We start from the raw sequence: 14541 nt of genomic DNA on the forward strand, positions 1-14541 counted from the left end.
CACCAGGTCGAGGGACTAGACACCTCTCACCTTTTGAGGGCTTGGAGATCATTCTCCAAGCCCTTTTTTTTACCTGCAAAACCCTCGGTACGGGGGCTATAGCTGAATCCTTTAATCAGCTGTTGCAGACGTGTGCTCCATGGATAGGTATAGTGCCGCCCCTCTTCGCAGGAGCGGTCGTCGGTAGCGAGATCCAACCCGTGCGAAACCCGAACTAATAACAAACCCGCGATATGAAGCCGGGACAAATACCGCTTGGCCTGTAGTGTTGTGCACAAACGGGTGTAACGGAATGTGTCTGCCTGGTCAGCATTTGCCAACACAAAAAACAGCGAGGAATACTCCATGCTCGAAGTCATTAACGACTTCCTCTCAGGGAAAGTACTGATCGTGCTCATTGTCGGGCTCGGTGGTTACTTCACGATCCGCTCGCGTTTCGTTCAATTGCGGCACTTCTTCCACATGTTCGCGGTGTTCCGCGACAGCCTCAAAAGCAGCGCTGGCCAACTCAGCTCGTTCCAGGCCCTGATGCTCAGCCTCGCCGGCCGTGTCGGTGCGGGCAACATTGCTGGCGTCGGCATTGCCGTGACCCTCGGCGGCCCAGGCGCAGTGTTCTGGATGTGGGTGACCGCGCTGGTCGGCATGTCCAGCAGCTTCTTCGAATGTTCCCTGGGCCAACTCTACAAGCGCTGCGACTCTGAAGGGCAGTACCGTGGCGGTCCGTCCTATTACATCCAGCACGGCCTGCAGAAACGCTGGCTGGGGATGATCATGGCGTTCCTGCTGCTGATCACCTTCGGCTTCGCCTTCAACGGCCTGCAAGCCCACGCCGTGACCCACTCGCTGAACAACGCCTTCGGCCTCGACACCACCTACACCGGCCTCGGCCTGGCGGTACTGCTGGGCCTGGTGTTCGTCGGCGGGATCAAGCGCATCGCGGCCATCGCCGACCTGCTGGTGCCGGTCAAGACCCTGGTCTACATCGCGGTGACCATCTACGTGATCGTGCTGCAGTTCGACCAGGTGCCGGGCATGCTGATGACCATCGTCAAGAGCGCCTTCGGCCTGGACCAGGCCTTCGGTGGCCTGGTGGGCAGCGCCATCATCATGGGGGTGAAACGCGGAGTGTTTGCCAACGAAGCCGGCCTGGGCAGTGCGCCCAACGTCGCTGCCGTGGCATCGGTCGAGCACCCGGTCGCGCAAGGCGTGGTCCAGGCGTTCAGCGTATTTCTCGACACCTTCATCATCTGCACCTGCACCGCGTTGCTGATCCTGCTGTCGGGCTTCTACACCCCGGGCTTCGAAGGTGACGGCATCGCCCTGACCCAGAACTCCCTGGCCGCCGTCGTCGGCGAGTGGGGTCGGATGTTCATCTCCGTGGCACTGGCGTTGTTCGTGTTCACCTCGATCCTCTACAACTACTACCTGGGCGAGAGCAACCTGCGCTACTTGATCGGCGAGAACCGCAAGGCGCTGATCGGCTATCGCGCCCTGGTGCTGGTGCTGATCTTCTGGGGTGCCATCGAGAACCTCAGCACGGTGTTCGCGTTCGCCGACATCACCATGACCATGCTCGCGTTCGTCAACCTGATCGCGCTGTTCCTGCTGTTCAAGGTCGGTATGCGCATCCTGCGCGACTACGATGACCAGCGTGCCGCCGGCATCAAGACCCCGGTGTTCGACTCCAGCAAGTTCCCCGACCTGGACCTGGACCTCAAGGCCTGGCCAGCCAACCCGCCCGCAGCGCCCCAGGCCCAGGCTCAACTGCAAGGCGTGACCGCAGCGCAACGCTGATCGGTAAAAAACCGGGCGCATCCCCTGCGCCCGACGTGACACAAGGTACGACCGGGGTCATGCTCGGTCGTACGCCGTCATCGTTCTCGGAGAATGACCATGAACTCGTCTACCTATCCCGCCGCCCAACACGTCATGGTGCTCTACACCGGTGGCACCATTGGCATGCAAGCCAGTGCCCACGGCCTGGCGCCGGCGTCCGGCTTTGAAACACGGATGCGCGACTACCTGCACAGCCAGCCCGAGCTGGTGCTGGCGCAGTGGCGGTTTCGCGAAATGGCGCCGCTGATCGACAGCGCCAACATGACCCCGGCCTACTGGCAGCGCCTGCGCGAGGCCGTAGTCGAGGCGGTCGAGATCGACGGCTGTGACAGCGTGCTGATCCTGCACGGTACCGACACCCTGGCCTACAGCGCAGCGGCCATGAGTTTCCAGCTGCTGGGCCTGCACGCCCGCGTGGTGTTCACCGGCTCCATGCTGCCGGCCGGCGTGACCGACAGCGATGCCTGGGAAAACCTCAGCGGTGCCCTGGTCGCCCTCGGCCAGGGGCTGGCACCGGGCGTGCACCTGTACTTCCACGGCGAACTACTGGACCCGACCCGCTGCGCGAAAGTGCGCAGCTTCGGCCGGCACCCGTTCAAGCGCCTGGAGCGCCAGGGTGGCGCCGAAAAGGCTGCTGGCATACCGACGGCGCTTGGCTATAAACAGCCCAGACAATTGGCTAACGTCGCGGTGTTGCCACTGTTTCCCGGCATCGGCGCCGAGATCCTCGATGGCCTGCTCGCCAGCGGTATCCAGGGTCTGGTGCTCGAATGCTATGGCAGCGGCACGGGGCCCAGCGATAACCCAGGGTTTCTTGCCAGCCTGGAACGGGCGCGCGATAAAGGCGTAGTGGTCGTTGCGGTCACGCAGTGCCATGAAGGGGGTGTCGAGCTGGATGTGTACGAAGCCGGCAGCCGCTTGCGCGACGCCGGCGTACTCTCGGGTGGTGGCATGACCCGCGAGGCCGCATTCGGCAAGTTGCATGCGCTGCTGGGAGCCGGGCTACAAACCGCTGAAGTCCGGCGGCTGGTCGAATTCGACCTGTGTGGCGAACTCAGCTGACACACCGCCCACCCCAGAACTGTCCTGCCAGCGATAGCGTTGTTGCCTGACACCGCGCTTTCACTGGCAAGACAGCGTCTACTACGTTCATCGCCAGGCACATAACTTGCTGCCTATTCCAGTACCCCATCGCTGGAATTGCCCATGCTGCACTCCCACCTCACCACGCTCAACGCCGTCTCGCTGGTGCTCAACACCTTCAAGGCCGAGGGACTTTCCAGCGATGCCTTGTTGGCCGGCAGCGGTATCAGTGCCGCGGACCTGAACCGGGCCGACACGCGCATCACCACCAACCAGGAGATGCAGGTCTGCGCCAATGCCGTCGCGCTCAAGCGTGACATCGGCCTGGAACTGGGCCGGCGAATGCACGTTTCCTGCTACGGCATCCTCGGTTACGCCCTGCTCACCAGTGCCACCTTAGGTGACGCATTGCGCCTGGCGATACGCTACCCGGCGCTTCTGGGAACACTCTTCGAGCTGAGCCTGGAGGACGATGGCGAGCGCGTCTGGTTCGTCGCGGCCGATTACCGCGAAAGCCCGACGATGGCGGTGTTCAATGCCGAGTTCTGCCTGGTCTCGCTGAAAGTCATCTGTGATGATCTGCTGGGCCATTCGCTGCCGTTGCGCGGGGTCCGCTTCGAGCATGCAGCACCGGACTATGAGGCGAGCTATGCCGAACACTTCAACTGCCCTCTGCATTTTGGCGCACGCGACACTGCGTTTGCCTTCGACAGGCACTGGTTGCAGCAAGTGCTGCCGCTGGCCGATGTCATCACCCACCAGGCCATGGCCGAACGCTGCCGCAAGCAGAACCTGGAATTCACGGGGCGCCAGGCATGGCTGGGGCGTATCCGGCAATTGCTCAGCTCGCAATTGAACGCCGCGCCAGGGCTCGAAGGCCTGGCTGGGCAGATGAATTGCTCGGCGCGCACCCTGCGCCGCCACCTCAAGGACCTGGGCTGCAGCTATCAGGAATTGCTCGACGAATTGCGCTTCGAGCAGGCCAAGCAAATGCTCTGCGAAGACCAGCTACCGATCTACCGGATCGCCGAGGCATTGGGCTTCAGCGAAACCGCCAGCTTTCGCCATGCGTTCGTGCGCTGGAGCGGTGTCGCGCCGAGCCAGTTCAGGCCCTGAGGGATCAAGGGGCGAATTTCGGTCATCTTTTTTGGCCGTATCGATCCCCTTTTGGCCTTTCCTGCCGTTCTCTGAAACCCTGCGTGCCGCAAGACTGTGTTCAACCGAATCAGCCCTGCGGAGAACAACAACATGCTGACCATCTACTCGGACGATCACCACCTGCACCACGGCCGTTGCGAACTGATCGACGGGCAACTCAAGCCATGCTTTGAGATGCCGTCACGCGCCGACCATGTGCTGGCACGGGTGCAACAGCAGAACCTGGGGCCGGTCGAGACGCCCAAGGACTTCGGTCTTGAGCCGATCGCGCGCATCCACAGCCGCGACTACCTGGACTTCTTCAAAGGCGCCTGGGCGCGCTGGACCGAGTTCAACACCGACGGCGATCTGCTGCCCTACACCTGGCCCGCCCGCACCCTGCGCGCGATCAGGCCCACCAGCCTGCACGGCCAACTCGGCTACTACAGCTTCGACGGCGGCGCACCGATCACCGCCGGCACCTGGCAAGCGGCCTACAGCGCTGCACAGGTTGCCCTGACCGCGCAGGCAGCGATCCAGGCCGGCGCTCATAGTGCCTTCGCCCTGTGCCGGCCACCGGGACACCACGCCGCTGGCGACTTGATGGGCGGTTACTGCTACCTCAACAACGCCGCCATCGCCGCCCAGGCGTTCCTCGACCAGGGCCACCAAAAGGTCGCGATCCTCGACGTCGACTACCACCACGGCAATGGCACCCAAGCGATTTTCTACCAACGCAGCGACGTGCTGTTCACCTCGATCCACGGCCATCCAGAAGCCGAGTTTCCATTCTTTCTTGGCTACGAAGATGAACTGGGTGAAGGTGCGGGCGAAGGTTTCAACTTCAACTATCCATTAGCGGCCGGCAGCGGCTGGGACACCTGGAGCGCAGCGCTGGAACAGGCGTGCAAAGAGATCCAAAGCTACGGCGCCGACATCGTCGTCGTATCCCTGGGTGTCGACACCTTCAAGGACGACCCGATCTCGCAATTCAAGCTCGACAGCCCGGACTACCTGGCCATGGGCAAACGCATCGCCAGGCTCGGCGTACCGACCCTGTTCGTCATGGAGGGCGGTTATGCGGTCGAAGAAATCGGCATCAACGCCGTAAACGTTCTAGAAGGTTTTGAAAGCGCTTGAAGAGTCGGGCATCTGATAGCCGCCTTGCTCCACCGTTACCAGACCTGCGCTAGCGCAGGTTTTTTTTGCCCACAATATTTTTTTACCGCCAATGCCTCCCTGCCCATCACTACTTTGCAACGGATTGCGCACCCAACATCCCACGGTGCCTTCTGCCCCCCGCAAGGACGTGACCATGACTGAGTCTTCCAGCCCCTCTGCTGTACCAGGCCTACCACCCGATCAAGATGCCCTGCTCACCCAATTGGTGGCCGGCCCCTCGATCAGGGAAGTCGCCACCCATGCCCTGCAACCCGCCTTGAAAACCCTGTACCCGCAACTGTCTATCGACCCACGGCTGGCGATGGTGGTAACGCCGACCTGGACCTTGCACAACCAAGCCGTCGTTCCTGGGCCGCGACATGTCGAATCGCTGACCGATGCCCTGGTACGCCATGGCGTCGCCGGTTCGCCGGTGGTCTACCTCGATGGCGAGCATTACCTCACCTTGCAACCCCAGGAGCGGACGCCGGCTCAGTTGCCCGTCAGTATTGACGCCATCGGGCAGTTGCTGAACGAGCTGGTGCCGTTGCTGTTTGTCGCGTTTCAGGAACAGCAGGTCGATTACTGGAACCAGTTCACCCGCGCCTCGGCCCCGCGTTGGCAAGAATTATCCAAATCCCTGCACGAGCTCTGGAACATCGATACCAACCCGAACTGGAGCAATGACCTCTGTGCGATGGCCCGCAACCTGTTCACCTACCCGCAAAAAAGCGCTCGCACGCTTCACGACCGCTATCGGTCGCGTGCATGTCTGGTCGACCTGGATTACCTGGACAAGGGTCTCTCGAACCACCTCAACATCCTCGACATGGCTGTACTCATTGGGACGGTGGGCACGCGCACGTTAATCCTCAGTCACTCCATCACCAGTGGCTTCAAGACATACGAATCCTTGCAGGCGCTAGGCGAGTCCTTGCAGGCATACGCCGATGAGTCGACAGCGGACAATACCTTGCAGTGGCGACTGATTGAGCCCGAGGGCAATTACTTCGACCATCTGGCGTGCAACCTGATTGCCCTGCAAGCCGACTCGATTGGCGAGTTGGCGAACGATACCGCAACCCACAACCCTGACCTGGCGCCCCACATCAGCCGTACGCAAAACGAACTCGACCCGACGGACAAACAGGCACCTTCGCGATTCAACCGAGTCGAGCAAGCGCTGCCGGACTGGATGGCCAACGCTTCTTCCAGCGATCTCACCGCTTACAGCCGTCACCTGATGGACCTGGCAACCATTCAGGAACAAGACCTCGGGCAGTCATTTCAGGATGGGATCAAGCCGATTCGTCAGTACGCCCTGGATCAGTTGCGCGAGGCCATGATCAAAGAGCATGCCGATGCCGCGCGACTGAACCTGGCTGATATCGAAATCGTGGTCGACAGCGTGGTGGTCTGGGGCAGCTTTATCCCGCTGGTAGAGCCTGAGCGCACCACCCTGAGCCTGGTCGACCTGGCGCTGCAAAACCTGATTGCCCTGCCGCTGGGCAACAAATCCGTGCGTAGCACCAGCGCCACAGCACTACCCACCTGGATGACGGTGAGTTACCTGGAGGCACTGATCGTCAGCGTCGACATCGGCAAGACCTACCCGGCACTGATCAAAAGCAAGTTGCTTGACGATCCGCTGGACAGCTTGCGGCGACAGAACCTGTTCACCAGTCACCTTCGCGTCGAACTGCCACTGCTGGCCTTGCAGCAAAAAATTCGCGCGCAGGCTGGTATCGACGAGTTGGGTTACCGCTACGTCGCCGCCGTGGTCCAGGTACTAGACGCCAATCGCTGGGTCGATGGCCAGGAGATCGTCATTCGCCCACTGGCTTTCAAACCCGGTTGGCGCATTGGCAACTCGACCGACAAAGTGGCCAACATGTTCGTGATCGGTCCTCGGCAGATGGATAAGGGCCCATGCCTGCTTTACCGCCCCATGCTCGATCGGCCCCTGAGCCAACACCCGACGCCAGCCAACCTGATTTATGCCATCAAGCATTCCCCGACATTGCGCCAATCGGTGCTCGCCTGGCTGCCGGACGGGGCGCGCGCCGATTACCGCAACTACGTATTCACCGGTGACCGGCCTTCGGTCTGGACCCTTTCACAACTCCTGGCCGATCCTCTGACCCCCTTGCAGATGGGCGGTACGCTTACCCTGGGTTCTGAGGTCCTCGCCAGCGATTCCCTGGCCACACTGTACAAGGCCAACGTCAACGCGCTGGTCGAGCTGGCGCAGCGACAATCGGTATCCAATGCGCAAAATCGCTGGGGCACCTTCAAACATGCAGCCTGGTTGATCCTTAACGCGGCACTGCCCTTTCTTGGCCGCACTGTCGGGACGGCCGCCTGGATCTGGCAGGTGCTGGATGACGTCGAACAAACCCTGGACGCCGCTGATACAGGCGACCGCGCACAACAAAAAACCGCCATGACCGACCTGTTGCTGACCCTGGCCATGGTCCTTGCCCACCACGCCAGCACACGCAAACCGACGGCCCGCAGAGTCGAGGAAAAGGTGCCGATAACCGAAGTAACCGAGAGCCCGGAAAAACCCGCAGTCACCCCTAAGGCCATTGTTCAACAGCCTGATGTGATCGGCGAACATCCTGCACAACACCGCACATCGGTTACGACCGACACCGTCCTGAATCTGGCCAGTACCCTGGATCGCTTCGCAATCACCCGCCCCGCGCAACTCACCCTGTCCAGCGGTGACAACGCTGCGCTTCGCGGCCTCTACCATCACGAGAACACGTACTACGCACTTGTGAGTGAACGCTGGTTCGAAGTGGCCATCGAGGGCCAGGGTGAGGTATCGATAATCGACTCTCGACAGAACCCGGTGCGCAGCGGTCCTGCGTTGATCCACAATGCGCGTGGCGAGTGGTTCATCGACATCCGCTTGCGCCTGCGTGGCGGCGGTTTGTCGAGTCGGCGCAAGGCACTGAAACAGCAAAACCGAGCGCGCGTCACCGAGCTCAAAAAACAACTCGGCGAATTTGATAACGAACGCGAACTGGCACGTGTCGAGCTGACGGATGCGCACAAAGCGATGACATCGCTCAGCGGTGACGCCCTGCTAGCGGCGAAAACGCAGTTTCTCGAGAAGCTCGAGCGTCGCACCCAGGAGTACACCCCCCCTATCGAACAGCTGAAATCGCTGAACCTGCTCGACGCGGTGCCCAACTACCGAACTGCCATGGTCGAGATGCTCGGCACCCAGCTGTTTTTTAACCAGACATGGCTTGATCAGCGTAATCCCACCTTCTCTCAGACTTTGAGGGAAACCCTGGTGTTGCTTGAGGCTGAAGAAACCACAGGCAGTGCTGCCGAGCGCGCAACCTACCGGAAAATGATTGACCTGACCGAGGAGATGATCGGAAAAATCGAGTTCGCTCAATCGCGTTTCCAGGAGTTGAGTCGACTGGGTCGAAGCGCTGCCGAGGTCACCAGCACCTATCAGACAAAATTGCCCAGGTTCAGCCTTAACGAGCTCAAGGCGCTGCAGGTCTCGCTGGCCCGCGAGGTCTGCCTGAAAGAGGCAACCAGCGCTGCGTTGATCGAAGTTCAACACTCATTCGAACGCCTGCTCGACACCACCAACCTGGTGATCCAGACCTCGCAGGAATTGATGCGGGAAGGAACTGCCTGGGTTGCAGGCGACCGTATCGAGGGCCTCAACGGGACGCTGGAGCAGTTTGCCGCCGTCGACCAGGGGTTCGAAGACTTCGCCCTCAACCACAAGGACGCGGTGCTGGAGCAACCGTTCAAACATCTACGGATGCGCATCAGCGAATTCCAGCAGACCACCGAGGCTCACCTGGCGCAGTTGCTGCGCGAGCAACTCCCGCTGGAGCCCCAGCCCGGCCCTTCAAGACCGGCGCCAGTGTCGCGCAAACGGGTAATCAAGACCCGCTTTCGGGGCACGGTCGTTGGCGAGGTCCGCCCCTCGGCACCGGGACAACCGATATTGCTGGACGTAAAGGCGCCCATGACCGGCGACGTGATTGCCACCTTCCACGAAAAAGCCCCCGGGGTCTGGGTTGAGCGGTTACAACCCAGGCGGCCTCGCCCGGCCGTACCACTAGCCGATCTCCAGGCGCAGATCACTCAAGGCCGGACGCTGCTTGATGGCGTGGAAAGCTTCATTCGACAAACCGAAGCGAGCGCGAAAAAACCAGGACGTATCCCGGTGGAAATCGAAGAACTGTTCCAGCACAAAGCCGACCTGCTCGACGAAGCTGCGAGGAACCTGGAGCAGGCCTGGGTCAGTGCCAACAGCACCGGCGAGCCTGCTCGCGAAATCGCCGAACTCAACCAGGCACGCGATCGACTGAACGCCGAGGGCTACCGGATACGGGTCGAGATGATCAAACAACAACCGCCCACAGCCGCCCGTGTCGAATGGCTACTCGCCAAGAATGAAATCGACATAGTTTCGGGTGGTGATCGACGCCGGCTCAAAGGCCCGCGCCGGGATTACTTGCAGGAGTATGAAATTCGCCAACGCCACAGCGGGCAAACGCTGTGGTACGCGCACTTCCACTACCCCAGCCAGGACGCGCCGCTCAATGCGTTTACCGCCGCCCACCTGAAATTGCGCGATCAGCGATTCCTGACCGGTGCATTGGACGCGCACGCGGCCACCAGCGCCCAGATGATCGCCATCTATCGCAGCGAAATCAGCCCGCAACTGGCGCACTCGCTGTTCTTTTCGTAAGCCCACGTCAAAAAGGAAAATGACGATGACTGAACATACTGAGAACACCGATACCCACGCCCTGCTGGAAAAAAGCCAGGTCGTTCATCAGACCAGCCGGGGCCCCACTGTCGATGAGGTTGCCGCCCGACTGCTGCGCCGGGCGCTGGAAGAGCTGTATCCGGAACGCAATATCGACCCCGACCAAACGCTGATCGGCACGCCTCAATGGCAGTCCGTCGACGGTACGCTCGTGGCCATGCCTACCCGGTTCGAATCACTGACCCAGGCCCTGGTCCGGCAATTTTTCAGCTCGGCCACTGCCAACTATCTCGAAGGCGAGCACTTCCTGACATTGAACCCGCCAATCTCGCCCGTGGTGCATCTGGACCTCGGCATCGAGGCCATTGCCAGGTTGCTCAACGACTACGCCCCCTTGCTCTTCGTGGCCTTCGGCGAACACCAGCTGGCGTATTGGAACGAAGCCGGGCAACGGGCGCCGCACTGGCTGCAACTGTCCGATGCCTTGCGCAAGACCCTCGAGGTGCAACACCTCAAAGATTGGGATGACGAGCAGTGCCTGGTGGCCCGGGCCATCTCGCTCCATCCAGACAAAAAGCAGCGTCAAGCCCACGACTCCGCGCTTTCGACTATCCGGGTATGCCTGATCGACATTGACTCGGTCGACGCCCAAGGCAATATCCGACATTTGATACTGGCCGGTGCGTGCGTGATCACTGGGCGTTATAAACAGCGTGACCTGCTGATGATGTACACCGTTGAAAATGGTTATGAAACGTTCGACTCCCTGGAACAGTTGGGAGCTTCGTTACCGGAACGCGTGGAGACGCAACCGACCGGGCGCAACCTGAAGTGGCAGCTGTTCGAGCCCGAGGGTAATTTTTTCGATCATATGGCCTGGGCGCTGATCACCACCCAGCTCGATGCCATTGCCGCAATCAGCCACGAAAGCCTCACGGCCGAAACGCAGCAGAAATTCGATTCAAACGCTCTGGCGGAACACGCCAGCGCCCAGGAAAAAACGGCACTCATTGGCCTCGATAACTCAATACCCGATTGGCTGTTTGGTGCTTCGGCTGCCGATCTGGATCAGTACAGCCAATCCGTCAATGCGCTGGGAAAATTGTACAAACAGACTGACAAAAAACTGGTGCGGATTCTGCCCCTCACGACCTACGCCCAGAACCGCCTGCGCGACGCAATCATTGCCGATAAGAAACCCACCGCCGGGTTGCCGCTGGACAGCCTCGAGATCACCGTCACCAACAGTTTCGAATCCGGCGGACTGACACTGCCCAATCCGCTCGACGTGCACACCGAAACACTCGGCGAGTACGCCTTGCAAAACAGCGCACCGTATCAGGCCACCCTGCGATTCAAACCGACACAGCCGCTCCCTGACTGGCTGAACGTTGCGTACCTGACGAAAATGGCGAGCAAGGTCGACGTCGGTGGGGCATACCCCAAACTGATCAAGGACAAGCTGATCGACGATCCGCTGCAGGCGCCCTTGCAGCAGCATTTTTACATCGACCAGATGCGTGCCCTGCTGCCGCTGATAGCGCTGGAGTGCAAGATCCGTCGCATCGGTGGTATCGATGAATTGGGTTGCCTTTACGTGCGCGAATGGCTCAAGCCAACCCCCGGTCGCCCGCAACCGGTGGTCACTCGCCCACTGACGTTCATCCAGTCCGGGCAAACCACAGGCGACACCGTTGCCAACATGTTCATCATCGCCCCGCGCGAGCCGGCAGCCGGGCCTTGCCTGCTCTACCGCCCATTGTTCGAACAGCCGTTGCTGCAGTTCCCTTCAGCGCAAAACCTGCTGTATGCCCTGCATCAACCGGGAGAGTTGAGGGATTCGGTGCTGGCGTGGCTGCCCGACTCGGATATCGCGTTCAAATACGCCCAGTACACATTCCCCGTCGGCTTGCCCAGTCCATGGCTGGCGGCGCAGTTGCTCTCCGAGCCCTGGACAACCGTGGACTGGACCGGGCCGGTCGAACTCGGGTCAGTGCAATTGAGCGGCGACATCTTCAAGGTCCTGTTCAAGACCCATGCCCTGGCCATGGCCGAACTCTCCGACCGCCAGTCGTTATCCAATGCACAACGACGTTGGGCCTTGCTGCGTGACAGCGGCTGGGCGGTGTTCAATGTTGCCGCGAATTTTCTCAGCGGTCCGGCGGGGGCTGCGGTCTGGGTCTGGCAAAGCATCAGTGAAATCGAACAGGTGCTGGACGCCCATCAGCGTGGTGATGCCTATGCGCAATGGAGCGCGGTTGCCGATATGCTGCTGAACCTGGGCATGATCCTGGCACATCACGCCGCCACACGTCGCAAGACCAACCCCCGAACGGCATCGGCACCGCAGGTTGACCACGACAGGTTACCCGAGACCAGCGTCACGCCGACGGTCAAACCGGCGGCCCCCACTGTGACCTTGGTTCCCACTCCCATGACCGGTGAACTTGCGTCCAGCCATTACTCCTCACTTGAAGCCAGCGGCTCAGTGCCCCACCGGTCGCCCTCGGCTCTGGCGGTTTTTCTGAGCGCCTTGAGCGTACCGCCCCCCGATCTCACCGCCCCAACCGTGGAAACCCTTCTGCGCGATACCGCGCGCCTGTATCGCCTGGATGCAAAGACCTATGCAAAGGTCGGCGAGCGCTGGTACCGCGTTATCGAAAATGACGACGAGCAGATCCAGATCGTTGATCCACAAACACCCTCGAAAACCGGACCTCTGTTGAGCCATACCCAACAAGGCCAGTGGTTCGTCGACACACGTTTGCGGTTGCGCGCAGGTGCTGGTGGTACCAGCCTGCGCAGCCAGCTCAAGGCACAACGCAAGGCCAAGGAACAACAGAAAAAACAACTGGGTGTCGAGCTGGAGAATTTCAAACGCCTGGAAGCGTCCAACAATGCCGCTTTAAAAAAGGCCCAGGCAGAGATGATCGGCGCCACCGGGCAAGCGTACGAACAGGCGACAGCGCGCTACCTCACTCACCTGGAAAAACTGATTGGTGACTACGAACAGGCCTTGAAAAACCTGGAGCAATGGCGCATCAACGGCGGAAGTGAAGGCTATTTCCAAGATTTACAGCGCATGACAGTCGAGCTGCAAAAGAACCTCTCCCTTTGGCTCGTAATCAAGCGCAACGACTATGCAACACTCACCCACATGCTGGCCCAGGACACTGCCATCGACTCAGACGCCTCATTGCAGCTACACGTTGAGAGTGTCAGACAAGCGTTGGCATTGAGTCAGGAAATGATCGCCCGTCTGCAAACTGCCCAAACGGCGCTGGAAAAAATCGCAGCGGTTGGTAGCGCCGGCATGATCGCCTCTCAAAGCCTGCGAAAACTGCTGCCGGTGTTCACCGCGTGGGATTTGAAGTCCAACGAAGTCGGCATGTCGCATGAGTTGTGCATGCGCAACACTGCCACCCAGAACGCTGAACCGGCTCGTGAAGCGGTGGGCCTGGTGATTATCGAGGCCGCAACCGCCACCCACCGGCATACGGCTCTGATCAGAACGCCGGATAGCGGTGCGACCAGCGCGCAGCGCATCGACACCCTGAGCAGGCTGATCGATATTTACGTCGATGCCGATCAGCGTCTTAAAGACTTCCCCGAAGAATACCCTGACAAAGTCGAGCCGACTGGGCTTGAACGGGTCAGCACATTGATCGGCGAGTTCAGGCAACTGGCGCAGGAACAACTCAATGCGCTATTGCCCGAGAGCGGGACGAGCGTCGTACCGGTCGCACCGGCACCCGCAGTTGCAGGCCCGTCCCGGCCTGCTGGCAAAGTCACCAAGAGCCGACCACGGGATCCCGTGCCCGCCAGACCCTCGCCATCCGGCGAGCCACTGCTCGAGGAAATGGTTCCCACCAGCAAAAGTCCTGCACCGATGTCGGAACTGGACGATATCGACATCATTGCCAATGCCCTGACCTTGAGTGAAGAAGTGCAGGGTTTTATTGATCGAACCCGCAAGGATGCCTTCAGACCTAACCGTATTCCCGCAGACATGGAGGATCTGTTCGATCACCAGGCCCGGCGCCTGGAACAAGCCGCGATCAATGTCGACCTTGCCCTGGCACGCATCAACAAGGCAGGAGGAACCCGACTCCCTGTGGCTAACCTGAGCTCAGAGCTCAATGAGTCCGCCGCTCGTTTACGCACACAAGGCATCAGTATCCGCGCCAGCCTGCTCAAGGAGCGCCCGCCCCGGCAGGCCTATTTGCAGTGGCTGCTGGACAACAACCAGGTAAGGGTCGTGCGTAACCAACAAGGCCGAATCAGGACCAAAAAACGCCAGGACTACTTTCAGGAGTACCAGGTGCTCGACATGACTGACAACGACCAGCCGTTATGGCTTGTGCATTTTCACTACAACTCGCCTGACGCTCCTTTGGAGCAGTACACCGCGGCGCACCTGAAGATCTCCGACGAGAAGTTGAAGCAGTTCACTGCCGAACGTCGCAAAGCACTGACGACCCTGGCGCCGATCGACTACGTGCTGCGGCGCATCAGTGACCCGTCGCTGTTCTTCAGTCTTGAAGCTCAACCCTGATACACGATCGCGG

At 60.4% G+C, this 14541-nt stretch carries 7 protein-coding genes; 6 read left to right on the plus strand and 1 reads right to left on the minus strand.

The annotated features are described in order from the left end of the window. Window positions 1-26: 26 nt before the first annotated feature. On the minus strand, window positions 27-347 hold the full coding sequence (locus tag QMK50_RS13570) for a hypothetical protein (RefSeq protein WP_320333286.1): 321 nt from the start codon (window positions 345-347) through the stop codon (window positions 27-29). Between QMK50_RS13570 and QMK50_RS13575 the strand changes: the two genes are divergently transcribed. From QMK50_RS13575 to QMK50_RS13600, 6 genes are all read left to right on the plus strand, one after another. Next, the gene (locus tag QMK50_RS13575; RefSeq protein WP_320333287.1) at window positions 346-1794 is read left to right on the plus strand and encodes an alanine/glycine:cation symporter family protein; all 1449 of its coding nucleotides are present in this window, start codon (window positions 346-348) and stop codon (window positions 1792-1794) included. The genes QMK50_RS13570 and QMK50_RS13575 overlap by 2 nt on opposite strands. A gap of 99 nt (window positions 1795-1893) precedes the next feature. Then, complete coding sequence (locus tag QMK50_RS13580) at window positions 1894-2898, plus strand: asparaginase (protein WP_320333288.1); 1005 nt, start codon at window positions 1894-1896, stop codon at window positions 2896-2898. Window positions 2899-3042: 144 nt separating this feature from the next. After that, window positions 3043-4035 (plus strand): AraC family transcriptional regulator, encoded by a 993-nt coding sequence (locus QMK50_RS13585; RefSeq protein WP_095164958.1) that lies wholly within the window; start codon window positions 3043-3045, stop codon window positions 4033-4035. Between the two features lie 132 nt (window positions 4036-4167). Then, entirely contained in the window at window positions 4168-5196 is a 1029-nt protein-coding gene (locus QMK50_RS13590; RefSeq protein ID WP_320333289.1) for a histone deacetylase family protein, read from the plus strand. A gap of 175 nt (window positions 5197-5371) precedes the next feature. Further along, window positions 5372-9952, plus strand: a complete 4581-nt coding sequence (locus QMK50_RS13595) for a DUF6543 domain-containing protein (protein ID WP_320333290.1) — start codon at window positions 5372-5374, stop codon at window positions 9950-9952. A 25-nt stretch (window positions 9953-9977) separates the two neighbouring features. Further along, entirely contained in the window at window positions 9978-14528 is a 4551-nt protein-coding gene (locus QMK50_RS13600) for a dermonecrotic toxin domain-containing protein (RefSeq protein WP_320333291.1), read from the plus strand. Window positions 14529-14541: the final 13 nt, after the last annotated feature.

It is taken from the genome of Pseudomonas sp. P5_152, from assembly GCF_033989915.1.
GTDB lineage: Bacteria > Pseudomonadota > Gammaproteobacteria > Pseudomonadales > Pseudomonadaceae > Aquipseudomonas.